Below are 26751 nucleotides of genomic sequence, written 5' to 3'. Positions count from 1 at the left end.
CCCACCTGCACAGTGCGTGCGGGTGGGCCGCCGTCGTGTTCGGCCGAGCGGCGCTTCGCGGGCGGGGTCACCTGTCGGAAACCGGACACCGCCCACCCCGCCCCACGGCCCCCACCGGGCTGTCGGCTTTCGGTCGCGACCGAAGCCTCCGGGACCCGGCCCGCTTCGTTCGGCCCTCCGGTCACACCCGCCTCACCAGTGCCGTCATCGAGCCGAAGCCTCGCCGACCGGGCGCCACCTCCTCGCGCCCTCCGTCTCCTCGGTGAGAAATTCTTGTCCGAAACATTGACGCACCCTCAGGCCCTCCGTACCTTGTGCCAGCAAGCGCTTACTTGAAACGATTCATGCGAGCGGGACGACGTGCGGGGAGGCCAATCGTGGTGAACGGCAGGAATGTTGAGAGACGTACGGTCCTGAAGGTGGCCGGCGCCACGGCGGCCACGCTGGGGCTGGCCGCGACCACCGGCTGCGGCGGCGACGGAGGGGCTTCCGCGGACGGAACGGTGACGATCCGTTACGCGTGGTGGGGTGCGGAGGACCGCGCCCAGCGCATCAACAAGACCATCGCGCTCTTCGAGAAGAAGTACCCGAAGATCAAGGTGAAAACGGACTTCCAGCCCTATCTCGACTTCTGGAAGAAGTTCAACACCCAGGCCTCCGGCGGAAATCCGCCGGACGTCTTCCAGAATGCCATCGGCTTCCTCCGCAAATACGACGCGAAGAACGTACTGCTCGATCTCAGTGAGCAGGCCAAGGCGGGCAACCTCCGGATGGACGGATTCCGGGCGGGCCTGGAGAAGTTCGGCGAGATCGACGGCAAGCTCCTCGGGGTCCCGGTCGGTTCGAACTCGATGGCCCTGGTCGTCGACAAGCCCGTCTACACCCGCGCCGGAGTGAAACCGGAACAGGGCTGGACCTGGGACGACTTCGACGCCGCGATGAAGAAGATCCGTGACAAGACGGGCCGCGCCGGGGACAGCGGCATGTACGGCGTCATGTACCTCTACGACCTGTACCTGCGTCAGAACGGCAAGGCCTTCTTCACCGAGGACGGGCTCGGCTTCACCGAGTCGGATCTGACGGACTGGTGGACGAAGGCCGAGAAGGGCGTCAAGGAGGGCCTCTACGCCGACGCCAAGAAGGTCGCCCAGATCAAGCCCAAGTCGGCGGTCGCCGCGGAACTCGCCGGCGGCGAGTTCACCTGGGACAACTTCACCGTCCGTTACACCTCCGAGGGCAAGAGCGAGTACGGCCTGGCCCCCATCCCGACGACGGACGGCAAGAAGACCGGCCAGTACCTCGGCTCACTCATGCTGAGCGCCTCCAAGCGCACCCAGCACCCCAAGGAAGTCGCCCAGTTCATCGACTTCATGGTGCACGACCCCGAGGTCGCCAAGATCATGGGCTACGACCGGGGCGTGCCCGCGACCCAGGCCCAGTACGACGCGTACAAGCCGGCCGACGAGGTCAACAAGGCGATCGCCGCCTACGAGGAGTCCCTCGTCGAGGCGGGCGTCCTGGAGCCCATCACGCCGCACCCGAACGGTGCTGACATCTGCGAGTCCGCGTTCCTGCGCATCGCCGAGGAGCTCGCCCTGGGCAAGCGCACGGTGGACGAGGCCGTCAAGCAGTTCTTCACCGAGTCGAAGACGGCTCTCGCCGGCTGATGGGAACCGCCGTGACACACGCCCCTGCGAGGGAGGGCCTGTCCGAGGACTCCGAGCCGCGGCACGGTCCGGTGAAGCCCGAGCGCCCCGCCGCCCTCAAGCGGCGGCGGCGCCGGGAGAACCTGGCCGGCTATCTCTTCATGTCCCCGTGGATCGCCGGGTTCCTCCTGCTCACCGCGGGCCCGATGGTCGCCTCGCTCTACTTCGCCTTCACCGACTACAACCTCTTCGACGCGCCCAAGTGGATCGGCCTCGACAACTTCTCCGAGATGTTCGGCGATCCGCGCTGGCGCCACTCGGTGCAGGTCACGCTCTGGTACGTCGTCGTCGGCACGCCACTGAAGCTGCTCGCGGCCCTCGGGGTGGCGCTGCTGCTGGCCCAGAGCCGGCGCGGGCAGGGGTTCTACCGGGCCGCCTTCTACGCTCCGTCGCTGATCGGGGCGAGCGTCTCCGTCGCGATCGTGTGGAAGGCGATCTTCTCGGACGACGCGATCGTCGACCGCACGCAGAAGATCTTCGGCGTGGACGTCGGCGGCTGGACCGGCGACCCGGACATGATCATCTACAGTCTGGTGGCGCTCACCGTCTGGCAGTTCGGCGCGCCCATGGTCATCTTTCTGGCCGGCCTCAAGCAGGTCCCGCGCGAGCTGTACGAGGCGGCCGAGGTCGACGGGGCCGGCAAGCTGCGCCGGTTCTGGAACATCACGCTGCCGATGATCTCCCCGGTGCTCTTCTTCAACGTCCTGCTGGAGACGATCCACTCCTTCCAGATCTTCAGCTCGGCGTACATCGTCGGCGGCGGCGCCGGCGGCAACGCCTGTGGCCCCGCGGACGGCTCCATGGTCTACACCTGCTACCTCTACGTCCAGGGCTTCGAGAACAGCCGTATGGGCCTGGCCTCCGCCATGGCCTGGATGCTGCTCGTCGCGGTCGCCCTGGTGACGGCGGTGCTGTTCTGGTCCCAGAAGCGCTGGGTGCACTACGAGGAGGGCGCGTGATGAGCTCCGCCGGTCTGTCGACCTCGCGTCACAAACTGCCCGGTTCCGTCGCCTGGCACATCGGGTCCCTGGTGATCCTCGCGGTGATCCTCTACCCGGTGATCTGGGTCATCGGCGGTTCGTTCAAGAAGAGCGAGGACGTCGTCGGCAGCCTGGATCTCTTCCCGGGCGATCCGGTCATCTCCAACTACACCAGCCTCGCCGACGGCATCGCCGACATCCCGATCTCCACGTTCTTCTTCAACTCACTGTTCCTCGCGGTCGGTTCGGTGATCGGGATCCTGGTGTCCTGCTCGCTGACGGCGTACGCCTTCGCCAGGATCAGGTTCGCGGGCCGCAATCTGCTGTTCGCGCTGATGATCGGCACCCTCCTGCTGCCGTACCACGTGCTGCTGATCCCGCAGTACGTGCTGTTCCGCAACATGGAGATGATCAACACCTACACCCCGCTGCTGCTGGGCAAGTACCTGGCCACCGAGGCGTTCTTCGTCTTCCTGATGGTGCAGTTCATGCGCAACCTGCCCAAGGAGCTCGACGAGGCGGCCAGGCTCGACGGCTGCGGGCATCTCCGGATCTACTGGTCGATCATGCTGCCGCTGTGCCGCCCGGCCCTGATCACCAGTGCCATCTTCACGTTCATCAACGCCTGGAACGACTTCATGGGACCGCTGATCTACCTCAACGAGCCCGACAAGTACACGGTCTCGCTCGGCCTGAAGATGTTCGTCGACCAGGAAGGGCTGGCCAACTACGGCGGCATGATCGCCATGTCGCTCGTCGCGCTGCTGCCGGTCCTCGCCTTCTTCCTGGCCTTCCAGCGGTATCTGATCGACGGTATGGCCACGTCGGGGCTGAAGGGCTGAGTGCGCATGGCCGAGACCCGAGTGAAGGTACGTGGGGAGTCGGTGTTCGCGGAGCGGTTCGCGGTCTTCGCCGAGTCTCTGCTGACCGGGGTGTGGATCGCGGTGGCCTCGTTGGGGGTGGTGACGTATCCGGCCGCGTTCGCCGCGGGTGCGCGGCATCTGCGGCGCCGTACCGCCCATGAGGGCGGCGGCTGGCGGGAGTTCGTCGCCGACTTCCGTACGGCCCTGCGCGGCGGGTGGCTCGCCGGGCTCGCCGGGTGGGCCGTGGCGGCGGTTGTCTGGGTGGACGTCCAGGCGGCCCGGGCGGGGATTCCCGGTGGGCCGCTCGTCGGGGCCGTCGGGATGGTCGCGCTGATCGGCCTCGTCGTGGCGGGGCTGCGCGCGGCGGCGGTCTGGGAGCCGGACACCCGCTGGCGGACGCTGCTCGCGCACGCCTGGCGCCGGACCGCCCTCGACCCGGCCGGATCCTTCCTGATCATCGCCGGGCTGGCCGTCGTGGTCCTGTCCGCCTGGTTCGCCGCACCGCTGGCGGTCCCCGTCCTCGGGGCCGTCGCGGCGGCGGCCGTCGCCGTGGAGGAGCGGTACCGGCACCGCTGACCGGCGGCGCCCTCACCCCAGGTCGGCGCCCCCGGGCGCCGCACCTCTCTCTGTCATGCCCCTGATCAGCGCACGGCATCACTTTCCGCACGGCCCCTTCCGCACGGACAAGGAAAGGCAGCATCCCTATGTCTCCCATCCCCCGCAGGTCCCTCCTCAAGGCGGCCGCCGTCGCCGGAGCCGCCGCCCAGTTCAGCTGGGCGCTGGGGGCGCAGGACGCGCAGGCCGCACCCGTGGCCGAGACCGCCGAGCCCGACCCGGTGACCCTCGACTGGCTGGAGGACGGCGGCCTCGGCGCGGCACCCGGCTCCACCGTCGGCGTCCCCTGGCCCAAGGGCGCCTACCAGAAGGACCAGACGTTCGCGCTGACGGACGCGGGCGGCACGGCCGTCCCCGTGCAGTCGTGGCCGATCGCCTACTGGCCCGACGGCTCCCTCAAGTGGACCGCGCACGCGGTCGGTTCCGGCGACGGCAAGCTCACCCTCAAGGCCGGGACACCCGCCGCCCCCGAGAAGAAGGTCACCGTCGACAAGAGCGGCGGCACCATCGACATCTCGACCGGTGTCATCACAGCGAAGATCGGCACGTCCGGCTCGACGATCGTCAAGTCGGTCAGCCGGGGCTCGACGGAGATCGCGAAGAACGGCCGCCTCGTGCTGATCCGCCAGCCCGAGATCGAGGACGAGGACCAGGGCGCGGTGAAGACCGAGCGCTTCGACGGTGCCGTCTCCAAGGTCACCGTCGAACAGGAGGGCCCGGTCCGCGCGGTCGTCCGCATCGACGGCAAGCACCGCAAGGGCGGCCGCAGCTGGCTGCCCTTCTCGATCCGGCTCTACTTCTACGCCGGCGCCGACTCCTTCCGCATGGTCCACACCCTCACCTTCGACGGCACCCAGGAGCCCGCGAAGGCGAGCGGCGACTTCATCCGCGGCCTCGGCGTGCGCTTCCAGGTGCCGATGCGGGACGCCGCCTACGACCGGCACGTCCGCATCGGCGGCGACGGCACCGGCCTGCTCCGCGAGGCCGTCAAGGGCATCACCGGACTGCGCCGCGACCCCGGGGCGGCCGTGCGCACGGCCCAGTTCGAGGGCAAGAAACTGCCCGACCCGGCCACCTGGGACCAGCGGGTCACCACCCGCCTCCAGTACATCCCCGAGTGGGGCGACTACACCCTCTCCCAGCTCTCCGCCGACGGCTTCACGGTCCGCAAGCGCACCAAGAAGGGCCACGGCTGGATCGGCGCGGGCGGTGGCCGCAGGGCGAGCGGCTTCGGCTACGTCGGCGGCGCGAGCGGCGGCTTCGCCTTCGGCCTCAGGGACTTCTGGGAGAAGTTCCCCGCCCAGCTCGACATCCGCGACGCCCAGACCGACACCGCCGAGGTCACCCTCTGGCTCTGGTCGCCCGAGGCGCAGCCCATGGACCTGCGCTTCTACCACGACGGCATGGGCCAGGACACCTACCCGGAGCAGCTCGAAGGCCTCAACATCACCTACGAGGACTACGAGCCCGGCTTCGGCACCCCCTACGGCATCGCCCGCACCAGCGAACTCCTGTTCTGGGCCCACGACTCCACGCCCGGCGCCGAGCGGATGGCCGAGCAGGTCGCGGCCGTCAGGACGCCCCCGCAGCTCGCCGCACCGCCCAAGCAACTCGTCAAGGCCGGAGTCTTCGGCAAGCTCTTCTCCGAGCCCGACCGTTCCACCAGCGCCAAGGCGAAGATCGAGGACCACCTCGACTTCCTCTTCACCTACTACAAGGACCAGGTGGAGCAGCGCCGCTGGTACGGCTTCTGGGACTACGGCGACATCATGCACAGCTACGACCCCAGCCGCCACCAGTGGTGCTACGACGTCGGCGGCTACGCCTGGGACAACTCCGAGCTCTCACCCGACCTGTGGCTCTGGTTCGCCTACATGCGCTCCGGCCGCGCCGACATCTTCCGGTTCGCCGAGGCCATGACCCGGCACACCGGCGAGGTCGACGTCTACCACCTCGGCAAGTGGGCCGGCCTCGGCACCCGGCACGGCGTCCAGCACTACGCCGACAGCGCCAAGCAGCAGCGCATCGCCAACACCACCTACCGCCGCTACTACTACTTCCTCACGGCGGACGAACGCGTCGGCGACCTCATGCACGCCAACGTCGACTCCGACGAGACGTTCCTCGTCCTCGACCCCATCCGCAAGATCCGCACCGAGCCCTACACACCCGACCGCAACGCCCTGTCCATCGGTTTCGGCACCGACTGGAGCGGCCTGGTCTCCGCCTGGCTCACCGAGTGGGAGCGGCGCGGCCCCAAGTGGGAGAAGGCCAGGGCGAGGGTCCTGTCCACCATGGAGACCATCGCCGCCCAGCCCAACGGCTTCGTCCAGGGCAGCGCGCTCTACGACCTCGACACCGGCAAGTTCGCCGTGGACAAGGAACCCAAGGTCAGCGTCTCGCACCTGTCGGCCATGTTCGGCCTGGTCGAGCTCTGCGCGGAGCTCATCGACCAGATCGACATGCCGAAGTTCAAGGAGGCGTGGCTCGACTACTGCCGCTACTTCAACGCCACCAAGGCCGAGCAGAAGGCCCGCTACGGCTCCGACTTCGGCTCCCTGCTGCTCTTCCAGGGCCACTCCCGGCAGGACGCCTACGCGGCGGCCCGGACGGGCGACGAGAAGCTGGCCGCCCGGGCATGGCGGCAGTTCTACAACAGCGCCGACACCTGGGATTACAAGGAGTCCACCGACTGGTCCACGAAGAAGATCGAGGGCCCGACCGGCCTGGTCGCCGGCAGCGAGGCGGCCTGGGTGTCCACCAACGCCACGGCGCTGTACGGCCTGGCCGCCATCCAGAACCTGGCACTGGTCGGGGACAAGATGCCCTGACCGGAGGTTAGTTCATCCGCCCCAGGACCTCCCGCACCCTGCGGACGTCCCGGATCCGCTGCTCGTACGTCGCCCCGAGTGCGAGCAGCAGGAGCCCGGCGAGGGCGGGCGGCGCCCAGCGAGGGAGGGCCCCGGTCACCTGCACGACGTACGGGGCGAGTTCGTGCAGGGTGACCAGGGCCAGCACCGACCCGCCGAGCACCAGCGGGGCCTGGAGGCGGTGCCTGGCACCCAGCAGGGTCACCAGCAGCGCGGCCGTGCCCAGCAGCAGCGGGCGCGTCCAGTGCGGGTCGGTCCAGGCCACGACCAGACTCGGCACGAGAGTGGCCGCGAGTCCGGGGCCGTACGCCGTCCAGGACGAGGCCCGCGGGTCGTGACGCCGGCGCAGCACACCGATGACCAGCGCCGGCACGGTCACCGGCAGCGTGTACGCCTCGGGCGTGCCGACGTCCCAGGCGGCCAGGCGTACCCAGGCCGCCAGCACGAACAGGGCCGTGGCCGCGTAGCCGACGGGACGGCGGCCGGGGCGTACCGCCGTGCCCGCGGCGATCACCCCGCACAGGGCCAGCACCAGGGCGAGCAGCGGCGGATCGGTGACGGCGAGGCCCACGGCGAGCAGGCCGGCGGCGGCTCCCGCGACCTCGACGGGCACCGTCGCCCGGGACTCCCCGAGACGCGCCGCGAGCAGGGCGGCGGCCGCGGGGACGGCCAGGACCAGCAGCGCGACGCGGGCCGGCGGCCAGTCCACGGCGGCCCCCGTCGCAGCGGCCAGGGCGGCGGCGTACACCAGAGCCGCCGGGGCCGTGACGGCGGCGAGACGCGCCCGCCACGACGCCGCCGCGAACATCGCGACCAGCGCCGACAGCGTGACGAGGGTCGCGGTCTGCGAGGCGAGGGACGTCAGGGCGAGACTGACCGAGGTGACCAGGGCGAGGACGAGGGCGGCGAGCTGTCGCACGGAAGACACCGTGGCCCGGCACCCGTACAGGGCGGCCGCGGTCAGCCCTCCCGGAACCAGCATCCCCGCGACGTACGGAATCCCGAGGACCGCCGGAAGAATCAGTACCGTGGCCGACACCAGGCCCAGCGCGCCCATCCGGGCCCGCGCACGCCACGGCCGCGCACGGACCGCCAGAGCGAGCACCGCCGCGACGGCCACCAGCACCACAGGGACCCCCGCCACGTCCGGCGGCCAGGGGACCTCGACGGTCGCCGCGGCACGCGCGTCCACCGGCGCACCGCTCCACACCCGGCCCAGCCAGCCGGCCGGCCCCAGCACCGTCACGGCGACGACGGGCAGCGTCCACAGCACGGCCAGCGCCTGCACGGCACCGGAGGCCCAGGCGAAGCCCGCCCGCACCGGCGCAGGCAGCCGCCCGGCGCGCACCGCCGCCAACAGGGCGATACCGAGGACCAGATGGGCCGGAACCGTCCACGCCCCCGGCAGCCAGGGCCGGGTCACCGCGCCGAACGCGGCGACCGAGAGCAGCCCCGAGGTGATCGTGAGGCCGAGGGGGTGCTGCTCGCTCGGCGCCCGCCAGGCCGCGGCCAGCGCGATCCCCGCCGCGAACAGAAGGAGAGCCCCGGCACGAGCGGCCGCACCCGGGCCGTCGGCCGCCAGGGACAGCCATCCGGCGGCCAGGACGCCCCAGCCGCCCACGGCGTACGCACCGACCAGGGCGGTGATCCGCACGGACCCGTTCGTCACGCGCAGCGCCACCGCCGCGTCGAGCCCGGCCGTCACCAGCAGCGCGGCCGTGATCACGTACGGGCCGAAGTCACCGGCCAGGGCCCCCAGCGGCAGCGGGAACTGGGCCGCCGCCAGGGCGCAGGGGAGGGGCAGGCGCAGCGCGGCCGTGGCCGGCAGCAGACCGTACGCCGACCAGCCCGCCGCCAGCACCGCCGACGCGACCGCCGCGTACCCGGTGCCGTCCGTCCCGGAGAGGGCGGCCGCGTGCAGCGCGTAGGCGTCCAGAAGGGTGAGCGCCAGCCCGAGCCCCGCCACGGACTCGGCCGTCGACCGGAGCCCCCGCTTCAGCAGCGGCACCGGGGCGGCGAGCGCGGCCAGCGTGACCGCGCCGAGCACCAGCGCCCGCCCGGTGATCCCCAGGTGACCCCAGCTGACCAGCGTGAACACCGCGGCAGCCAAAGTGAGCAGGACACCACCGAGGACCAGGAGCACGTTCTGCACACCGGGCGCGGCGGTCTCCGGGCGGGGCGGTGCGGTGGGCGGCCCTTGTGGCTGTGGCTCTGGTTGCGGTCGCGGCTGCGGCTGGTGCAGCGCCGTGAGCAGCCAGGCGCGGCGGGCCAGCAACTGGGCGCGCCGGGCCTCCAGTTGCCGGAGTTCGGCATCGAGGAGCCGCAACTCCTCGGCCGGGGGCGGAAGGTGCGTCATGCCTCGCAGTGTGGTGCGCGTCACCTCGTACGGCATGAGTGCGGATACTCAGGCGCGTACTCAGACCGTCCCCGCGGTCAGGGGGCAGACTGCCGTCATGGACTGGAACCGCTATCGCTTCCGCAGTCTGTGGGCCCTGCCCGCCCCGCCCGCCACCGTGTACGCGGCGCTGGAAGACGCCGAGGGCTACCCCCGGTGGTGGCGCCAGGTCCGGGAGGTGACCAGGCTCGACGACACGACCGGGGTGATCCGGATCCGCTCCGTCCTGCCGTACGACATGACCTTCACCGCACGGGAGGTGCGGCGCGAACCGGAAGACGGTGTGCTGGAGCTCGCGATGTCCGGGGACATCGAGGGCTGGGCACGCTGGACGGTCACGCCGCTCGGGACGGGCACGCTCGCGCGGTACGACCAGGTCGTGGACGTCCGCAAGCCGTTGCTGCGGCGGCTCGCGGTGCCGTGCCGGCCCGTCTTCCGGGCCAATCACCGGCTGATGATGCGGGCGGGAGCGCGCGGACTGGCCAGGCACCTCGAAGCGGTTTGAAGGAAGCGTGCCGGGACCTGTATTGTTCACTGCGTTCCCGGGCGATTAGCTCAGTGGGAGAGCGCTTCGTTCACACCGAAGAGGTCACTGGTTCGAACCCAGTATCGCCCACCGGAAACAGCCGGTCCGTCTCAGACGGACCGGTTTTTTTCATACCCGGACCAGGTGCTCAGGCCGCCGCCGGCAGGTCCGGACGCAGCGGCCAGGCCGGGTCGACCGTCTCCTCCACGCCGCTGCGCGCGAACCACGCCTGGAGGCCCCGGGCCTGCGCCGCGTGCCACACCGCCTGGAGCGTGTGCAGCTCACCGGGTGCCAGCCGCTCCAGCCGGGACGCGAAACGGCGGCCCACCGCCCGGGTGACCTCCAGCGCCGCCATCGCGTCGGCCGCCGCGTCGTGCGCGCCCTCCAAGGCGACGCCGTAGTGCGCGCACAGGTCCGTCAGGGTGCGGCGGCCCTTGCGGTACCGGTCCAGATGCTTGTCCAGCACCCTCGGGTCGAGCACCCACAGCGGCGCCGACTCGAACCAGCGGCCCAGGGCCGAGGCGCGGTGACGCCGCAACTCCCGGTCCAGCAGGGTCAGATCGAACGGCGCGTTCATCACCACGACCGGGCGGCCGGCGTGGGCCTGCTCGGCCAGCGCCTCCGCTATCTCGTACACCACCGGCGCCGGCCACCGCCCGTTGCGCTGCAGGTGTTCCTCCGTCAGTCCGTGGACCGCCGTCGCCTCTGCGGGCACCGGCACTCCCGGGTTCACCAGCCAGCGGCTGACCCGCGGCCGGATGCCCGGCGCGTCCTGGACGACGACGGCGGCCGACACGATCCGGTCGGTCTCGACGTCCACGCCCGTCGTCTCCGTGTCGAAGGCGGCCAGCGGCCCCTCGTACCAGCACATCGTCATAGCCACACAACCCCTCGCTCACCTCTGGCAGTTGACGCACCGTCCGCTGCCCGATCCGGTGATACCCGGGCTGTTTGCGCCGTACGCCGGAAGGAGACAACAGGAGTACGGGTCATTGCAGTTCAGCGGCCCGCAACGGGGAAACACTTGTTCTGGAAGGCTGTTGGCCATGGCCATAGCGCAGCCCGAACGGGGCGGGCTGCTGCCCGAGCGCACGGCTCCCTCCCGCGGCACTCTCGCCACCACCGCCTGCATGGAGACACTGCAGGTCGGCTATCTGCACGCCGTCGCGGCGGCCGCCGGCTGCTCGCTGTCCCAGCCGTTCCCCGACAACGGCATCGACTGGCACGTCAGCCACAGTGCCCCCGGGCACACGGTCGACGACGAGGTCACCATCAAGGTGCAGCTCAAGGCCACCTACCAGGTGCCGCCCCGCCCGCCGGGACGCACCTTCGCCTTCACCCTCGACAACGACCACCTGGCGAAACTCGCCCGTACGCCCGTCTCCGTGCACAAGATCCTGGTGGTGATGCTGGTGCCGCGCTCCCAGGACGACTGGCTGCGCGCCGGCCACGACCGGCTCGACCTCAGGCACTGCTGCTACTGGACCAACCTCGCCGGCCACCCGATCACCGGCCGCCGCCGCACCACCGTGCGGATACCGACCGCACGCATCTTCGACGACCGGGCGCTGTGCGAGATCATGACGCGGGTCGGGACGGGAGGAACACCGTGACGCACCGCCCGACCGAGGAGCCACTGAGGGCCGTGCGGCCCCACCCCGTCGACTCCTGGAGCGGCCTTCCGCCCGAGCCCCGCGAGGTCGACCCGGCCGTGCTGACCGCCCTGCTGCGCCGGCACGGCTGGCAGCGGCGCGGCGGCGCCCCCGGGCGCTACGGCCGCTGGACCCCGCCCGGCCCCGGCGGCAGCGGCACCAGCCTGCTGGTGCCCGAGAGCCGCGCCTTCCCCGACAGCGACGACCTGCTCGGCGAGGCCCTGCTCGCCCTGTCCCGCAGCGGCTCGCCCTCCGCACGCGACGTTCTCGTCTCCCTCACCGTGGCCGGCGACGAGATCCACTGGTGGCACGACGTACCCGTCGGGCCCGCCGGCGCGGCGCCCTGGATCGTCGAGGACCGGCTGCGCACCGCCGCCCGCCGGATGCTGCTCGCGGCGGCCCTCGCCGCCCGCGCGCGGGCCGGCTACCACGGCGCCCGGCACCGGAGCTCAGCGGCCGCGTCCCTGGAGAACGTCCTCGTGGGCTCCGCCACCGACAACCACCTCACCGCCTTCGTGCCCGTCACCGGCGGCCGCACCCTGGCCGTGCGCCTCCACCAGGCGCTGTACGCCGCCCGTGAGGCCATCGACTACCGGCGCGCCACGGGCGGCATGGACGCCTTCGACGGCGCGGTCGAGGCCGGCGTGAGCCACGAGCTCACCGAGGCCCTCGTCGCCCTGGTCCGGGGGACGGAGGGCGCCCGGATCGCCGTCGAGTGGGCCCCGGCGGCCGGTGTGCCCGAGGGCTGCGCCCCCTTTGCCGAGCCCGTCGAGTTCTCACCCGGCGACCTGCCCGTACTGCGCGAGGCGAGCGCCCGCTACCTGCGCGAGGAACCGGCGGTGCCGGTGCGGATCACCGGCTCGGTGGTACGGATGCGCAGGTCAGGGCCGCGCGGCGAGGGCACCGTACGGCTGCGCGTGCTGCAAGGGGCCGACGTACCGAACGTCCGGGTCACCCTGGACGAGGAGGGCTACCGGATCGCCGGGCACGCCCACCTCGTCGGGCTGCCGGTGCGGGTCCAGGGCCGCCTGGAGAGCCGGGGCGGCTTCCGGCGTCTCACCGGCGCGCACGGCGTCGTACCGGTGCAGGTCGACGACGCCGAGCGGGACCGGCTGATGAAGTCGCTCCAGGAGAACGCCGGGATCGCGGCCTTCTTCGAGGAGGCCTGCGGAGGGGACGGGGAGGACTGCGGGGACTGATTTCGCGGTGGACGGTCCGGGGTCGGTACGATCCTTACTCGTGCGCGCGCTCCGGTATGGCGCACGCGACCCCACCTTCAGTCAGGAGAGACCGGTGTCAGACGTCCGTGTGATCATCCAGCGCGATTCCGAGCGGGAAGAACGCGTGGTGACGACGGGCACTACGGCCGCCGAGCTCTTCGCCGGCGAGCGCTCGATCATCGCCGCGCGCGTGGCCGGCGAGCTCAGGGACCTGTCGTACGCCCTGGCCGAGGGCGACGAGGTCGAAGGCGTCGAGATCTCCTCCGAGGACGGTCTGAACATCCTGCGGCACTCCACCGCGCATGTCATGGCCCAGGCCGTGCAGGAGCTCTTCCCCGAGGCCAAGCTCGGCATCGGCCCGCCCGTCAAGGACGGCTTCTACTACGACTTCGACGTCGAGAAGCCGTTCACGCCCGAGGATCTCAAGGCCATCGAGAAGAAGATGCAGGAGATCCAGAAGCGCGGGCAGAAGTTCGCCCGCCGCGCCGTCACCGACGAGGCCGCCCGCGAGGAGCTCGCGAACGAGCCGTACAAGCTGGAGCTGATCGGCCTCAAGGGCTCCGCGTCCAGCGACGACGGCGCGGACGTCGAGGTCGGCGCCGGCGAGCTGACGATCTACGACAACCTGGACGCCAAGACCGGCGAGCTGTGCTGGAAGGACCTCTGCCGCGGTCCCCACCTGCCGTCGACCCGGGCCATCCCGGCGTTCAAGCTGATGCGCAACGCGGCCGCCTACTGGCGCGGCAGCGAGAAGAACCCCATGCTCCAGCGCATCTACGGCACCGCCTGGCCGACCAAGGACGAGCTGAAGCAGTACCTGGAGTTCCTCGCCGAGGCCGAGAAGCGCGACCACCGCAAGCTCGGCAGCGAGCTCGACCTGTTCTCGGTCCCCGAGCAGATCGGCTCCGGCCTCGCCGTCTTCCACCCCAAGGGCGGCATCATCCGCCGGGTCATGGAGGACTACTCGCGGCGCCGCCACGAGGAAGAGGGCTACGAGTTCGTCTACACCCCGCACGCGACGAAGGGGAAGCTCTTCGAGACCTCGGGCCACCTGGACTGGTACGCCGACGGCATGTACCCGCCCATGCAGCTCGACGAGGGCGTGGACTACTACCTCAAGCCCATGAACTGCCCGATGCACAACCTGATCTTCGACGCGCGCGGGCGCTCCTACCGTGAGCTGCCGCTGCGCCTGTTCGAATTCGGGACGGTGTACCGGTACGAGAAGTCCGGCGTCGTGCACGGCCTCACCCGCGCCCGCGGCTTCACCCAGGACGACGCGCACATCTACTGCACCCGCGAGCAGATGTCGGAGGAGCTCGACAAGACGCTCACCTTCGTCCTCGGCCTGCTCCGCGACTACGGCCTGACCGACTTCTACCTGGAGCTCTCCACCAAGGACCCGGAGAAGTTCGTCGGCTCGGACGAGGCCTGGGAGGAGGCGACGGAGACCCTCCGCCAGGTCGCCGAGAAGCAGGGCCTGCCCCTCGTTCCGGACCCGGGCGGCGCCGCCTTCTACGGGCCGAAGATCTCCGTCCAGACCAAGGACGCCATCGGCCGCACCTGGCAGATGTCGACCATCCAGCTCGACTTCAACCTGCCGGAGCGCTTCGACCTCGAGTACACCGGCGCGGACGGCGCCAAGCAGCGCCCCGTCATGATCCACCGCGCCCTGTTCGGCTCGATCGAGCGCTTCTTCGCGGTGCTCCTGGAGCACTACGCGGGCGCCTTCCCGGCCTGGCTCGCCCCGGTCCAGGCGGTCGGCATCCCGATCGGCGACGCGCACGTCGAGTACCTGGAGAAGTTCGCGGCGGCGGCCAAGAGGAAGGGCCTGCGCGTCGAGGTCGACTCCTCCTCCGACCGGATGCAGAAGAAGATCCGCAACGCCCAGAAGCAGAAGGTGCCCTTCATGGTCATCGCGGGCGACGAGGACATGTCCCACGGGTCCGTGTCCTTCCGCTACCGGGACGGCTCGCAGGAGAACGGCATCCCGTTCGACGAGGCCATCGCGAAGATCCAGAAGGTCGTGGAGGAGCGCGCGCAGGTCTGATCACACGGCGCGAAGGCCCTCGGGGAGATCCCGGGGGCCTTTGCCGTCCCCCCAGCTCGACGCCATATGCTGCACTGCATGACGAGTGAGCCGGAGCAGCAGCTGGGAGTGGGGACGCAGGACGCGTTCCAGCGTCTGTGGACGCCCCATCGGATGGCCTACATCCAGGGCGAGAACAAGCCGACCGGCCCGGGCGCGGCCGACGGCTGCCCCTTCTGCTCGATCCCGGCCAAGTCCGACGAGGACGGGCTGGTCGTCAAGCGTGGCGAGCAGGTCTACGCGGTGCTCAACCTGTACCCGTACACCGGCGGGCACCTCATGACCGTCCCCTACCGCCACGTCGCCGACTACACCGACCTCACGGCGGGGGAGACCGCCGAGCTCGGCGAACTCACCAAGCAGGCGATGACGGCCCTGCGCACGGCCTCCGGCGCGCACGGCTTCAACATCGGCATGAACCAGGGCACGGTCGCCGGCGCGGGCATCGCCGCACACCTCCACCAGCACATCGTGCCCCGCTGGGGCGGCGACACGAACTTCATGCCGGTGGTGGGCCACACCCGCGTCCTGCCCCAGCTCCTGGCCGACACGAGGAAGATGCTGGCAGAGGCCTGGCCGACCAGCTGAGCCCGGCGGGGTCGGGCTTTCTCAGCCCGTCCGGCGTTTGAGGACGAGGCCGTTCAGGCCGATGGGGGTCTGGGGGCGCAGCCCCCAGGGACACAAGCCCCCACCGGCCGGAGGCCTACGCGTCGTAGACGTCGGCCTTCTTCGGCGAAGCCTCCTGCACCGCCCCACTGAGCACCGCCGACCGCGACCCGAACTTCTCCACGTCGACCCCGTTCTCCCGCAGCACCTTCAACGCCGCCGCATGCACCACACGCAGCACAGGCGTCGCGGCCCGAAGCGCGTCGTCCGCCATGAACCGGTGCCGCCACGGCTGGTCCGCCCACGCGTGCCGCAGCCCGAACGGCTCCGGCAGGGTCAGCTTGCCGCCGAGCCAGTCCAGCAGCGGCGGATACCAGGACAGCGGGGCGCGCGCGGCCAGCCGCACCACCTCGTCGGCGTCGATCAGCGGCAGCTTCACGGTGCGGGTCTCCCAGAACCGCAACGACTTCTGGACCGTCTTCTCCTTGTCCGCGGGCTTCTCGTTGAACAGGGAGTTGACCGGCCCCAGGGCGTGCCCGGTGACCTCGATGCGCAGGGTGTCGTGCAGCACCGTCACCGTGATCAGCATCGTGATCACCAGATGGCCGTCCCAGAGGGTCCACTGCACACCGAGGTAGTGCCGGTCGCCGCTGCCGAACTGCTGCTTGTTGCAGATGTCCTGGATGGCGTGCGTCCGGACCGTGTACGCGTCGACGTCCGTGCCGCCCGGCCGGGACACCTCCGTCGCCTTCTCGCCGATCGGCGTGACGATCCAGTGGGTGATGGACGGCTTGGGGAAGCCACCGGTGTTGATGGACGTGCGCTCCAGCATGCCCAGACCGCCCTGGATCGCCACGATCACGTCCCAGCTGCGGAAGGGGTGGAACTCCTTGCCCGGCTCGGCCGAGACCAGCTCCTCGGCCAGCTGCCAGCTGCCCCACCGCGTCCCCATGCCGAGTATGCCCTTGGGACCGGCGTAGAAGACGGAGTTGGAGCGCTGCTCGGCGCCGAGGCGGGCCAGTTCCTTGCGCACCTGCTCGGCCGCGTCGCCGGGATTGCCCGGGACCGCCTCGGGGATCTTGGCCCCCACACCGCCGCCCGACAGCAAACTCGACCAGCGTTCCCGCAGGTCACGGGCCGTCCGCTCGCAGATCATCTTGGCCCAGAACCAGCCGACGACCGGCATGACGACGGCCGCGCGCCCGTACAGGGCCCAGAATCCCGTGAACGGCATACGGATCAGGAACAGCACGGCGAGCGCGCCCACCGCGACCAGCAACGTGGTGGCGAGGGCGCCGGTGCGCTTGTCCTCGCGCTTGGCCATGGTGGTGCGCAGCGTGAACACCAGCAGCCACACGAGGAAGCCCGGCAGGAAGAGCACCCCGCAGATCACCGTGATCGCCGACAGCCAGTTGTCGCGGTCGCGGCGGATGCGGTGGGCCGCCAGGCAGTGCTCCACGACGACCTGGGGCTCGATACCGAAGGACTGGATCACCGGATTGCGCCCGGCACCCAGCATCCGGTCGATGACGGCACGGGAGAAGGCCTCGCCGAAATTGGGGCGGAAGATCCTCGCCCAGGAGCGCGGCGGTGTCACCTTCGACTGGTGCCACTCGTTGTCCGCGTTCAGGATCTTGGTGACCTCGTCGTCCCGGTACGCCGCGGCGGCCAGCGCGTAGGTCGCCGCCGTCTGGCCAGTCGCACCCGCCAAAGGCACCTGGGCCCCTGGACTGAAGTCGAATCCGTCCGTCACTGCCGCCCCCATCGCTGCCGCACCTGCATTGCGGCCTTCCCGACTTCCGCGCTCCGCACACCTGTTGATCAGGTCATCAGCGTATCGGCACGCACCAGCGCCCGTCGGCGGACGGCCACGCAAGCCGCCCGCCGAGGCGCACAGAAGCCCCCACGGGGCAGTCGGCGGCGCCGGGCGCCAACTACGAGGCCTTGCGCACCTCTTCACGGACCCGGTCCGCGACCTGCGGCGGCATCGGCTCGTGCCGCGCGTACCGGCGGCTGAAATGTGCCGTGCCGTGCGACAGGGACCGCAGGTCGACCGCGTACCGGCCGATCTCGATCTCGGGCACCTCCGCCCGGATCAGGGTGCGGCCGCCGGGTGTCTGTTCGGTGCCGAGCAACCGGCCGCGCCGCCCCGACAGATCGCTCATCACGACGCCGACGAAGTCGTCACCGACCAGCACCGACACCTCGGCCACCGGCTCCAGCAGATGGATCTTCGCGTCCGCCGCCGCCTCCCGCAGCGCGAGCGCGCCGGCCGTCTGGAACGCGGCGTCGGAGGAGTCCACCGAGTGCGCCTTGCCGTCCAGGAGGGTCACGCGCACGTCGATGAGCGGATGCCCGGCGGCGACTCCTCTGGCGGCCTGGGCCCGTACGCCCTTCTCCACCGACGGGATGAACTGCCGCGGCACCGCGCCGCCGACGACCTTGTCCACGAACTCGATGCCCGAACCGCCCGGCAGCGGCTCCACCTCGATCTCGCAGATGGCGAACTGACCGTGCCCGCCGGACTGTTTGACATGCCGTCCGCGCCCTGCCGACTTGCTCGCGAAGGTCTCGCGCAGGGAGACCTTGTGCGGTACGACGTCGACCTGGACGCCGTAGCGGCTGCGCAGCCGCTCCAGGGCGACGTCCGCGTGCGCCTCGCCGAGGCACCACAGGACGACCTGGTGGGTGTCCTGGTTCTGCTCCAGCCGCATCGTGGGGTCCTCGGCCACCAGCCGGGCCAGGCCCTGGGAGAGCTTGTCCTCGTCCGGTTTGCTGTGCGCCTGGATGGCCAGCGGCAGCAGCGGATCGGGCATCTGCCACGGCTCCATGAGCAGCGGGTCGTCCTTGGCGGACAGGGTGTCGCCGGTCTCGGCGCGGCCGAGCTTGGCCACGCACGCGAGGTCGCCCGCGATGACGTGCGACACCGGGCGCTGCTGCTTGCCGAACGGCGTGGACAGGGCGCCGATGCGCTCGTCGACGTCGTGGTCCTCGTGCCCGCGGTCGGCCAGCCCGTGCCCGGAGACGTGGACGGTCTGGTCGGCGCGCAGGGTGCCGGAGAACAGACGGATCAGCGACAGCCGGCCGACGTACGGGTCGGAGGACGTCTTCACGACCTCCGCGACCAGCGGCGCGTCCGGATCGCACGGCTTGAGCTCGCGCGGCTTGCCGTCGATGGTGGTGACGCGCACCGTCTCGTGCTCCAGCGGCGTCGGGAAACCGCGGGTGACGAGCTCCAGCAGCTCCACGGTGCCGAGTCCCTGCCGGGAGCCCTCGACCGCGGGGGCGGCGGCCAGGACGGGGAAGAAGACACCTCGTGCGACGGCCCGCTCCAGGTCCTCGATCAGTGTCCCGACGTCGACCGGCTCCCCGCCGAGGTAGCGGTCCATGAGGGTCTCGTCCTCGCTCTCCGAGATGATCCCCTCGATCAGCCGGTTGCGGGCCTCCTCGATCAGCGGCAGCTGGTCCTCGCCCGGCTCGGACTCCTTGCGCTCGCCGGTCGAGTAGTCGAACAGCTTCTGCGACAGCAGCCCGATCAGGCCGGTCACGGGCGCGTGCCCGTCCGGTGCCTGGGGGCCGTGCAGGGGCAGGTAGAGCGGCAGGACGGCGTCCGGGTCGTCCGCACCGAAGGCCTCCGCGCAGGTCCGCGTCATCTCCTCGAAGTCGGAGCGCGCCGCCTCCAGGTGCGTGATGACGATGGCGCGCGGCATGCCCACGGCCGCGCACTCCTCCCACACCATGCGGGTCGAGCCGTCCACGCCGTCCGAGGCCGAGACGACGAAGAGGGCCGCGTCCGCCGCCCGCAGACCGGCCCTGAGCTCACCGACGAAGTCGGCGTATCCGGGGGTGTCGAGAAGGTTGACCTTGATGCCGTCCCACTCGACGGGCACCAGGGAGAGCTGCACCGAGCGCTGCTGCCGGTGCTCGATGTCGTCGTAGTCGGAGACGGTGCCGCCGTCCTCCACACGGCCCGCCCGGTTCACCGCCCCCGCCGTGAGCGCGAGGGCTTCCACCAACGAGGTCTTGCCCGATCCGGAGTGGCCGACCAGCACCACATTCCGTACGGACTGGGGGTGGTCGGCCGCCTGTGCCCTGCCGGCGGCCCCAGGGTGTGTCTGTGCCTTGTCGCCCATGATCCTGCCTCCCGTGCACGGTGAGGTCACTGTGGGCGCGGACACGCGGGATCCGCGTGCGGTGCGGCTCCGGCGACGCCCGCGGTTATTCGAGCTTTCCACTCCTGTCACGGTGCGTCCATACGAACGACGTGATCGCGCCCCGCGCCGCGCCCCGCCTCGCGCTCCGTCGAGCCGTGACACGGGCCTCGGGTCCCGGCCGTCGCCCGCACGCCCGCGTGGCTACGATGGGCCAGCCGGTGGCCAGCAGGGGCCAGACGGCGACACCGACCCTCGGGAAGGCCATGCTGAACAAGTACGCGCGTGCATTCTTCACGCGTGTCCTCACACCGTTCGCCGCGTTTCTGATCCGGCGGGGCGTCAGCCCCGACACCGTCACGCTCATCGGCACCGCCGGTGTGGTCGCGGGCGCGCTGGTCTTCTACCCCATGGGCGAGTTCTTCTGGGGCACGGTCGTGATCACACTCTTCGTGTTCTCCGACCTCGTCGACGGCAACATGGCCCGTCAGCTCGGCCGCTCCAGCCGCTGGGGCGCCTTCCTGGACTCCACGCTCGACCGGGTCGCCGACGGGGCGATCTTCGGCGGCTTCATCCTCTGGTACGCCGGCGGGGGCGACGACCTCGTCCTGTGCGCCGTCTCCATCTTCTGCCTGGCCAGCGGGCAGGTCGTGTCGTACACCAAGGCCCGTGGCGAGTCGATCGGCCTGCCGGTCGCCGTCAACGGGCTCGTCGAGCGTGCCGAGCGGCTGGTGATCTCGCTGGTCGCGGCCGGGTTCGCGGGCCTGCACAAGTTCGGTGTACCGGGCATCCAGTACCTGCTGCCCATCGCCTTGTGGATCGTCGCCGTGGGCAGTCTCGTCACCCTCATCCAGCGGGTCGTCACGGTCCGCCGGGAGTCCGCCGAGGCCGAGGAGGCCGATGGCGCGCAGGACAATGAGGGCAAGCAGCACAACGCCTCTCACGGGAGCGAGGCGGCCACGTGAGCGCACAGGACCGGCTGACGGACGCGCTGTACGGCCTCGGCTGGAGCACGGTCAAGAAGCTCCCCGAGCCGGTCGCCGTACGGCTCGGACAGACCATCGCCGACCTCGCCTGGAAGCAGCGAGGCAAGGGCGTGCGACGGCTGGAGAGCAACTACGCGCGCGTGGTGCCCGACGCGAGCCCCGAGCGCCTCGCCGAGCTCTCGCGCGCGGGCATGCGGTCGTATCTGCGCTACTGGATGGAATCGTTCCGGCTGCCCGCCTGGAGCAAGGAGCGCATCCGGGACGGCTTCGAACCCAAGGACCTGCACCACCTCACCGAGGGCATGGCGGCCGGCCGGGGCGTCATACTCGCCCTGCCCCACCTCGCCAACTGGGACCTCGCCGGCGCCTGGGTCACCACCAAGCTGGGCATCCCGTTCACCACGGTCGCCGAGCGCCTGAAGCCCGAGACGCTGTACGACCGGTTCGTCGCCTACCGCGAGGGGCTCGGCATGGAGGTCCTGCCGCACAGCGGCGGCACCGCCTTCGGCACCCTGGCCCGGCGGCTGCGCGACGGCGGTCTGGTCTGCCTGGTCGCCGACCGCGACCTGTCCGCCTCCGGCGTCGAGGTCGGCTTCTTCGGCGACACGGCCCGGATGCCGGCCGGACCGGCCCTGCTCGCCCAGCAGACGGGCGCCCTGCTGCTGCCCGTCACGCTCTGGTACGACGACTCGCCCGTGATGCGGGGCCGCGTCCATCCGCCCGTCGAGGTGCCCGAGTCAGGCACGCGCGCCGAGAAGACGTCTGTCATGACACAGGCGCTGGCCGACGCCTTCGCCACAGGCATCGCCGACCATCCGGAGGACTGGCACATGCTGCAGCGGCTGTGGCTCGCGGATCTCGACCCTGCGAAGGGGACCTCGTGAGGATCGGCATCGTCTGCCCGTACTCCTGGGACGTACCGGGTGGCGTCCAGTTCCACATCCGTGACCTCGCCGAGTACTTCATCCGCCTCGGTCACGAGGTGTCCGTCCTCGCCCCCGCCGACGACGACACCCCCCTCCCGCCGTACGTCGTCTCGGCCGGACGCGCGGTGCCGGTGCCGTACAACGGCTCGGTGGCCCGGCTGAACTTCGGCTTCCTCAGCGCCGCCCGGGTACGCCGCTGGCTGCACGACGGCGCGTTCGACGTGATCCACATCCACGAGCCGACCTCGCCGTCGCTCGGCCTGCTGACCTGCTGGGCGGCCCAGGGCCCGATCGTGGCCACGTTCCACACGTCCAACCCGCGCTCCCGGGCGATGATCGCCGCGTACGCGATCCTCCAGGCCGCGCTGGAGAAGATCAGCGCGCGGATCGCGGTGAGCGAGTACGCCCGCCGCACGCTCGTGGAGCACCTCGGCGGGGACGCGGTGGTGATCCCGAACGGCGTCGACGTCGACTTCTTCGCCAAGGCCGAGCCCAAGGCCGAGTGGCAGGGCGAGACGATCGGCTTCATCGGGCGCATCGACGAGCCCCGCAAGGGACTGCCGGTGCTCATGAGGGCCCTGCCGAAGATCCTCGCCGCGCGCCCGGAGGCCCGGTTGCTGGTCGCCGGACGCGGCGACGAGGAGGAGGCCGTGGAGACGCTCCCCGCCGAGCTGCGCTCCCGTGTCGAGTTCCTCGGCATGGTCAGCGACGAGGACAAGGCCCGCTTCCTGCGCAGCGTCGACCTGTACGTCGCACCCAACACCGGCGGGGAGAGCTTCGGCATCATCCTGGTCGAGGCCATGTCCGCCGGGGCCCCCGTGCTCGCCTCCGACCTGGACGCCTTCGCCCAGGTCCTGGACCGGGGCGAGGCCGGCGAACTGTTCCCCAACGAGGACGCCGACGCCCTGGCCGACGCGGCCGTGCGGCTGCTGGCGGACCCGGTGCGCCGCGCGGAACTGCGCGAGCGGGGCAGCGCCCACGTACGGCGCTTCGACTGGTCGACCGTCGGCGCGGACATCCTGTCCGTGTACGAGACGGTGACGGCGGGAGCGGCGGCGGTCGCCGAGGACGAGCGGGCGACGGGGCTGCGGGCCAGACTGGGGCTCGCCCGGGACTGACGCCGGGGCGCGGGTGCATTTCGAGCCACTTCGCACCAGGAGCCGGACGGTCGTCCGTCGGCGCCGGACGGGGCGGGGTGCACGGACGGACCGGCCCTGACGCTAGCCTTGCCGCCCGTGACCACCACTCTCATCTGGATCGCCGTGGCCCTGGTGGCGATCGGGCTCTACCTGAGCTGGACCGCCGGGCGCCTCGACCGCCTCCACGCCCGGATCGACGCCGCCCGGGCCGCCCTGGACGCGCAGTTGCTGCGCCGGGCCTCGGTGGCGCAGGAACTGGCCACGTCCGGGGTCCTGGATCCGGCCGCCTCGATCGTCCTGTACGAGGCCGCCCACGCCGCCCGGCAGGCCGAGGAGGAGCAGCGGGAGGTCTCGGAGAGCGAGCTGAGCCAGGCCCTGCGCGCCGTGTTCGCCGAGTCCGCGCAGGTGGAGGCGGTACGCGAGGCGCCCGGGGGAGAGGAGGCGGCCCGGGAGCTCACCGAGGCCGTCCGCAGGGTGCCGATGGCCCGGCGCTTCCACAACGACGCCGTACGCGCGGCCCGGGCCCTGCGCCGGCACCGCAAGGTGCGCTGGTTCCGCCTGGCCGGCCACGCCCCGTTCCCCATGGCCTTCGAAATGGACGACGAGCCTCCGGCAGCCCTGGTGGACCGGGCGGCCTAGACGTTTCTGCTTGCCCGCAGTTTTAAGAATCGGCTTGTTTCTGCTCATCCCAAACAGCCCTCATTCGGTGCGGCACAAAATCATTGCGTGCCTCGGTGAAAGTGGGTTAACGTCTTGGCGGCCAGCCTGACCAGCATGGCCGGGCAGCGTGCCGGAGGGGACCGACAGGGGCGGTGATGCTCCGTCGGACCGGGCGCTCCCTAGGTGCTCTTATTTCTGCGGGGGAACTCAAATGCGGACGTCTGTACTGCTGCGCCACCGAGTGCGTCTTAGGCCCGTGGCGCGATAGGCATCTGTCTTTCCATGTAACGCTTCGCGCTTTTCGGGCCGGCCGTTTTCGCAGGACTTCGTGTCTTCGGTTTCTTGAGGCCGCCTCCTGATTCAGGGTTTTCGACTTCGTGTCCGCGTATCACTGAACGACGGCGTACCCGTTGTCCGCCTGCCCCTGCTTCGCCATGGCTGCTGCCCGCTCACCGAGCGTCGGCAGCCGCATACCCCTGCCCCGCCCTGCTCATCTGACGGGCTGCCCGTATGTGGCGGCAGAAAGGTTCCTTTACATCCATGAACAGCAAGCACATCGCTCCCGCAGGTATGGGGCGGATCATGACGCGCGGCCTCGTGACCGCAACCGCTCTCGCGGCCGTGACCGGCACTGTCGCGCCCGGAGCATTCGCCGACAGCGCTCCGGACGTCCCGGCATCGGACGTCGTGGCCCGCGTGGCGGGCATCGGGACGACCGACGCCCAGCGCGTCGACGCCGCGGCCGTGGTCCGTCTCGACCCGACCGCCGAGGTGCTCCTGCTCAGCGACTACGACTTCATCCACGCGCTGTGGCAGAAGGCCAGCGACGCGGGCGAGAAGCTGGACACGGTGCGCACCGCCGCCGAGCAGGCGATGGCCAGCACGGTCGACGAGGACCACGTGAACTTCATCGTGACCGGCGTGCACGAGGCGTACCGGCTCGACCAGCAGCGGGAGCGGGAGAAGGCCGAGGCAGAGCGGGCGGCCCGGCTGGCCAAGTCCCAGGTCCTGCTCACCGTCGGCATCCCGAGCACCCCCGAACTGCTGGCCCTCAGCGACGACAACTTCATCCGGGCCGTCGCCAGGCACGAGGCGTCCGGTCCCGAGGTGCGGGCCGCGGCACTGCAGGCGCTGGCCGGTGAGCCGGCGGACTGGCACGAGTTCATCGTCAACGGCGCCCGCGAGGCGCACAAGCGGGACGTGGCCAAGGAGCTCGAGGACCTCGCCGAGAAGGATCGCCTGGAGGCCGAGCGCCGCAAGGAGATCGCCGCGCGCAAGAACGCCGCGGCCCTGTTCCGTATCACTCCCTCCGAGGCCATGCTCGGGCTGAGCGACGACAACTTCATCCGCGAGCTGCTCCGCCTGGCCGCCGCCGACCTGCACGGCACCGAGCTGTATGCCGAAGGGCAGCGGGCCACCCTCAGCTCCGACCCGGCCGTGTGGAAGGCGTACATCCACACCGGCGCCGACGCCGCGTACAAGCGCGACGACGAGAACCGGCGCAAGAAGCTCGCCGAGGCGAACCGCAAGCTCGCCCTCCAGATACAGGCCGCCGCCGAGAACGGCGGTGTCAACCCCAACCTCGTCGCCGCGGCCAAGAAGGCCCTGGCCGGCAGCGACGACGATGTCGCCGTCTTCCTGAAGGCGGACACCCAGTACCGGCTCAAGCGCCAGTCCCTCAGAGCGTGGGGAGGCGGTGAGTACGCGCGCCAGTCCGGCGCGGACCGTGGGAAGGTCGTCCTCAACGACACCCTCAAGAGCACCAGTGCACCGGCCGACCGCGAGGACGCCACCTGGGTCGTCGTGCCCTCTCTCGCGAGCCGGCCCGGCTGCTACTCCTTCGAGTCCGTGCGCAAGCCCGGCTACTACATCAGGAGCGGCAAGGCCGAGAAGAACGGGCTGCGTGTGGAGATCGCCGCGGACGACCGGAGCGCCACCTTCCGGAAGAGTGCCACGTGGTGCACCAAGCCGTTCCCTCCGCGGCCACTGCCCACCCCGCTCAACGGCATGTCCTTCTCGCAGGCCGCCGGTAGCGGCGTGAACTGGCTCGCTCCCACGACGACCGAGGTCTACGCCCGATCCGACTTCTCCTTCCCCCTGCCCGGTGGGAAGCCGGGCGAAGCCCAGCCGGTACGCCCGGCGGCCTGGCGTATCAGCGCACCGCTGGCGCCCTGACGAGACACCGGCCCAGGGGAGAGAGCAGCAGTGGTGGCAGATTCCGCCGGTCACGGCGTGAGACGTCAGAGATGGGCCGTGTCCGCGCTGGTGGCCGGGGTGCTGGCCGGGGGCGGTGTGCTTCTGCCCGCGGCGCCCGCCCGCGCGTACACCGCCGTGCGGGCCGCCGACCCGGCCGACGCGTCGTCGCCGGTGGCCGCCGCCGCGGCGGACGAGGCGCGGGCGCGGGTGCTGCGGCTGGCCAAGTCGGGCCTGCCCGCGGAGATCCGCACCTCGGCATGGAACGCGCTGCGCAGTACGCGCGGCGATGCGGCCATCGCCGAGTGGCTGGCCCCCGGGGGCGGCTACGACGCGGCGAAGCAGCGCCTGCGTGACGCGCGGTCCCGCAACCGGGCGTTCTGCGAGCGGGTGGTGAGCACGCATCCGGTGGCGTTCTCCCCGCAGGTGCGATCGGCCGCCGAGCGGGCGCTGAAGGGCACCGACGCCGATCGGGCCGCGTTCGTGAAGACCGGCTACGCCGAGGCCCAGCAGGCTGACCGTGTGCTGCGGGAGGCTGACGCGCAGCGCCGTCTGGAGGTGGCCGAGAAGGACCGTGCCTTCGTGCGAGTGGTCGCGGAGAGCGATCCGGGCGAGCAGGTGCGGGTGGCGGCGCAGTGGGCGCTGCGGGCCGGCTCCACGGACGCGGATGTCGCGGAGTTCTTCGGCTACGGCTGGGCGACGGGTGCGGCGCTGGACGTGGAGGCGTACCGGCTTCGGGTGGCGGACGGGGAGGTGCGGCGCCAGCACGTGCTGTCGTCGCTGATTGCCCAGGCGGTGGCCGCCGAGGAGGCGTTGAAGTCGTCGGCCGACGCCGCGAAGGCACGTGCCGAGGCCGAGTCGGCCTGGCGGGCGGTCGCCGATCACGCGGACGGCGCACAGACGGCCTGGCTGGCCGAGCAGGAGGCGGCCAGGGCGCAGGCGGAGAGCTGGCAGAACATCGCCCGGCTGTCCAAGGAGAGCGCGGACGCCATCTGGGAGAAGATCGCCGCGCCGGCCGAGGCCCGGCAGGGCGACTGGGCCGCGGAGCAGGCGGAGGCCGCCCGGACGGCCGCCTTCTGGAAGGACATGGCGGACCGGGCCCGCGACAGCGAGAACCGCGTCAAGGGCTGACGCCGCCGGCCCGGCGAACACCGTGCCGGGCCGGCCCACCGGG

The 26751-nt window shown here is 71.1% G+C and carries 20 protein-coding genes and 1 tRNA gene; 17 read left to right on the top strand and 4 right to left on the bottom strand.

From position 1 onward, the window contains the following. The first annotated feature begins 344 nt into the window (after positions 1–344). The 5 genes from ABEA82_RS28170 (at position 345) to ABEA82_RS28150 (ending at position 6995) form a co-directional block, all read left to right on the top strand. Positions 345–1667, top strand: coding sequence for an ABC transporter substrate-binding protein (locus ABEA82_RS28170; RefSeq protein WP_345664493.1), 1323 nt, complete (start codon positions 345–347; stop codon positions 1665–1667). After that, entirely contained in the window at positions 1667–2665 is a 999-nt protein-coding gene (locus ABEA82_RS28165; protein ID WP_345664492.1) for a carbohydrate ABC transporter permease, read from the top strand. Before ABEA82_RS28170 ends, ABEA82_RS28165 begins: the two co-directional genes overlap by 1 nt. Further along, complete coding sequence (locus ABEA82_RS28160) at positions 2665–3528, top strand: carbohydrate ABC transporter permease (protein WP_345664491.1); 864 nt, start codon at positions 2665–2667, stop codon at positions 3526–3528. Before ABEA82_RS28165 ends, ABEA82_RS28160 begins: the two co-directional genes overlap by 1 nt. A 6-nt stretch (positions 3529–3534) precedes the next feature. After that, on the top strand, positions 3535–4125 hold the full coding sequence (locus ABEA82_RS28155; protein ID WP_345664490.1) for a hypothetical protein: 591 nt from the start codon (positions 3535–3537) through the stop codon (positions 4123–4125). Positions 4126–4253: 128 nt separating this feature from the next. Further along, complete coding sequence (locus ABEA82_RS28150) at positions 4254–6995, top strand: exo-rhamnogalacturonan lyase family protein (RefSeq protein ID WP_345664489.1); 2742 nt, start codon at positions 4254–4256, stop codon at positions 6993–6995. A 7-nt stretch (positions 6996–7002) separates the two neighbouring features. Here the strand turns inward: ABEA82_RS28150 and ABEA82_RS28145 are convergent, their stop codons facing one another. Continuing rightward, positions 7003–9426 carry an SCO7613 C-terminal domain-containing membrane protein gene (locus ABEA82_RS28145; protein ID WP_345664488.1) on the bottom strand — a complete coding sequence of 808 codons (2424 nt, stop codon included), beginning with the start codon at positions 9424–9426 and terminating at the stop codon, positions 7003–7005. A gap of 61 nt (positions 9427–9487) precedes the next feature. On the opposite strand from ABEA82_RS28145, the gene ABEA82_RS28140 reads away from it, so the two are divergent. Further along, positions 9488–9934 carry an SRPBCC family protein gene (locus tag ABEA82_RS28140; protein WP_345664487.1) on the top strand — a complete coding sequence of 149 codons (447 nt, stop codon included), beginning with the start codon at positions 9488–9490 and terminating at the stop codon, positions 9932–9934. A 39-nt stretch (positions 9935–9973) separates the two neighbouring features. Then, positions 9974–10045, top strand: a tRNA-Val gene (locus ABEA82_RS28135). 58 nt (positions 10046–10103) lie between these two features. On the opposite strand, the gene ABEA82_RS28130 is transcribed toward ABEA82_RS28135, so the two are convergent. Then, positions 10104–10832, bottom strand: a complete 729-nt coding sequence (locus tag ABEA82_RS28130; RefSeq protein ID WP_345664486.1) for a 3'-5' exonuclease — start codon at positions 10830–10832, stop codon at positions 10104–10106. Positions 10833–11001: 169 nt separating this feature from the next. On the opposite strand from ABEA82_RS28130, the gene ABEA82_RS28125 reads away from it, so the two are divergent. From ABEA82_RS28125 to ABEA82_RS28110, 4 genes are all read left to right on the top strand, one after another. After that, positions 11002–11568: a DUF4365 domain-containing protein gene (locus ABEA82_RS28125; protein ID WP_345664485.1), complete on the top strand. Its 567-nt coding sequence runs from the start codon at positions 11002–11004 to the stop codon at positions 11566–11568. Continuing rightward, positions 11565–12806, top strand: a complete 1242-nt coding sequence (locus ABEA82_RS28120; RefSeq protein WP_345664484.1) for a hypothetical protein — start codon at positions 11565–11567, stop codon at positions 12804–12806. The genes ABEA82_RS28125 and ABEA82_RS28120 overlap by 4 nt, the downstream gene beginning before the upstream one ends. A gap of 94 nt (positions 12807–12900) precedes the next feature. Then, complete coding sequence (gene thrS, locus ABEA82_RS28115; RefSeq protein ID WP_345664483.1) at positions 12901–14877, top strand: threonine--tRNA ligase; 1977 nt, start codon at positions 12901–12903, stop codon at positions 14875–14877. 66 nt (positions 14878–14943) lie between these two features. Next, complete coding sequence (locus tag ABEA82_RS28110; protein WP_345664482.1) at positions 14944–15504, top strand: HIT family protein; 561 nt, start codon at positions 14944–14946, stop codon at positions 15502–15504. Positions 15505–15619: 115 nt separating this feature from the next. Here the strand turns inward: ABEA82_RS28110 and ABEA82_RS28105 are convergent, their stop codons facing one another. Together ABEA82_RS28105 and ABEA82_RS28100 are read right to left on the bottom strand one after the other, a co-directional pair. Next, the gene (locus tag ABEA82_RS28105; RefSeq protein WP_345664481.1) at positions 15620–17287 is read right to left on the bottom strand and encodes a hypothetical protein; all 1668 of its coding nucleotides are present in this window, start codon (positions 17285–17287) and stop codon (positions 15620–15622) included. A 169-nt stretch (positions 17288–17456) separates the two neighbouring features. Next, positions 17457–19655 (bottom strand): elongation factor G-like protein EF-G2, encoded by a 2199-nt coding sequence (locus tag ABEA82_RS28100; RefSeq protein WP_345664480.1) that lies wholly within the window; start codon positions 19653–19655, stop codon positions 17457–17459. 227 nt (positions 19656–19882) lie between these two features. On the opposite strand from ABEA82_RS28100, the gene pgsA reads away from it, so the two are divergent. From pgsA to ABEA82_RS28070, 6 genes are all read left to right on the top strand, one after another. Next, complete coding sequence (gene pgsA / locus ABEA82_RS28095) at positions 19883–20638, top strand: phosphatidylinositol phosphate synthase (RefSeq protein WP_345664661.1); 756 nt, start codon at positions 19883–19885, stop codon at positions 20636–20638. Next, positions 20635–21543, top strand: a complete 909-nt coding sequence (locus ABEA82_RS28090; protein ID WP_345664478.1) for a phosphatidylinositol mannoside acyltransferase — start codon at positions 20635–20637, stop codon at positions 21541–21543. The genes pgsA and ABEA82_RS28090 overlap by 4 nt, the downstream gene beginning before the upstream one ends. Next, positions 21540–22703 carry a glycosyltransferase family 4 protein gene (locus ABEA82_RS28085; RefSeq protein WP_345664477.1) on the top strand — a complete coding sequence of 388 codons (1164 nt, stop codon included), beginning with the start codon at positions 21540–21542 and terminating at the stop codon, positions 22701–22703. Before ABEA82_RS28090 ends, ABEA82_RS28085 begins: the two co-directional genes overlap by 4 nt. Before the next feature lie 117 nt (positions 22704–22820). Beyond that, positions 22821–23363 (top strand): LemA family protein, encoded by a 543-nt coding sequence (locus ABEA82_RS28080; protein WP_345664476.1) that lies wholly within the window; start codon positions 22821–22823, stop codon positions 23361–23363. 561 nt (positions 23364–23924) lie between these two features. Continuing rightward, positions 23925–25559 carry an AbfB domain-containing protein gene (locus ABEA82_RS28075; protein ID WP_345664475.1) on the top strand — a complete coding sequence of 545 codons (1635 nt, stop codon included), beginning with the start codon at positions 23925–23927 and terminating at the stop codon, positions 25557–25559. A gap of 57 nt (positions 25560–25616) precedes the next feature. Then, on the top strand, positions 25617–26708 hold the full coding sequence (locus tag ABEA82_RS28070; RefSeq protein WP_345664474.1) for a hypothetical protein: 1092 nt from the start codon (positions 25617–25619) through the stop codon (positions 26706–26708). The last annotated feature ends 43 nt before the right edge of the window (positions 26709–26751 follow it).

Source organism: Streptomyces venetus (assembly GCF_039540295.1).
GTDB classification, from domain to species: Bacteria; Actinomycetota; Actinomycetes; order Streptomycetales; family Streptomycetaceae; genus Streptomyces; species Streptomyces venetus.
The sequence above is the reverse complement of the archived record's forward strand: the minus strand, read 5'-3'. Positions and strand labels throughout refer to the sequence as shown.

Excerpts from the sequence above, each read along its gene's own strand:
- ABEA82_RS28100 (WP_345664480.1), bottom strand. The coding sequence starts at position 19,655 with ATGGGCGACAAGGCACAGACACACCCTGGGGCCGCCGGCAGGGCACAG.
- ABEA82_RS28140 (WP_345664487.1), top strand. The coding sequence starts at position 9,488 with ATGGACTGGAACCGCTATCGCTTCCGCAGTCTGTGGGCCCTGCCCGCC.
- ABEA82_RS28105 (WP_345664481.1), bottom strand. The coding sequence starts at position 17,287 with ATGGGGGCGGCAGTGACGGACGGATTCGACTTCAGTCCAGGGGCCCAG.
- ABEA82_RS28110 (WP_345664482.1), top strand. The coding sequence starts at position 14,944 with ATGCTGCACTGCATGACGAGTGAGCCGGAGCAGCAGCTGGGAGTGGGG.
- ABEA82_RS28165 (WP_345664492.1), top strand. The coding sequence starts at position 1,667 with ATGGGAACCGCCGTGACACACGCCCCTGCGAGGGAGGGCCTGTCCGAG.
- ABEA82_RS28075 (WP_345664475.1), top strand. The coding sequence starts at position 23,925 with ATGAACAGCAAGCACATCGCTCCCGCAGGTATGGGGCGGATCATGACG.
- ABEA82_RS28130 (WP_345664486.1), bottom strand. The coding sequence starts at position 10,832 with ATGACGATGTGCTGGTACGAGGGGCCGCTGGCCGCCTTCGACACGGAG.
- pgsA (WP_345664661.1), top strand. The coding sequence starts at position 19,883 with ATGGGCCAGCCGGTGGCCAGCAGGGGCCAGACGGCGACACCGACCCTC.
- ABEA82_RS28125 (WP_345664485.1), top strand. The coding sequence starts at position 11,002 with ATGGCCATAGCGCAGCCCGAACGGGGCGGGCTGCTGCCCGAGCGCACG.
- ABEA82_RS28150 (WP_345664489.1), top strand. The coding sequence starts at position 4,254 with ATGTCTCCCATCCCCCGCAGGTCCCTCCTCAAGGCGGCCGCCGTCGCC.
- ABEA82_RS28170 (WP_345664493.1), top strand. The coding sequence starts at position 345 with ATGCGAGCGGGACGACGTGCGGGGAGGCCAATCGTGGTGAACGGCAGG.
- ABEA82_RS28155 (WP_345664490.1), top strand. The coding sequence starts at position 3,535 with ATGGCCGAGACCCGAGTGAAGGTACGTGGGGAGTCGGTGTTCGCGGAG.
- ABEA82_RS28145 (WP_345664488.1), bottom strand. The coding sequence starts at position 9,426 with ATGCCGTACGAGGTGACGCGCACCACACTGCGAGGCATGACGCACCTT.
- ABEA82_RS28160 (WP_345664491.1), top strand. The coding sequence starts at position 2,665 with ATGAGCTCCGCCGGTCTGTCGACCTCGCGTCACAAACTGCCCGGTTCC.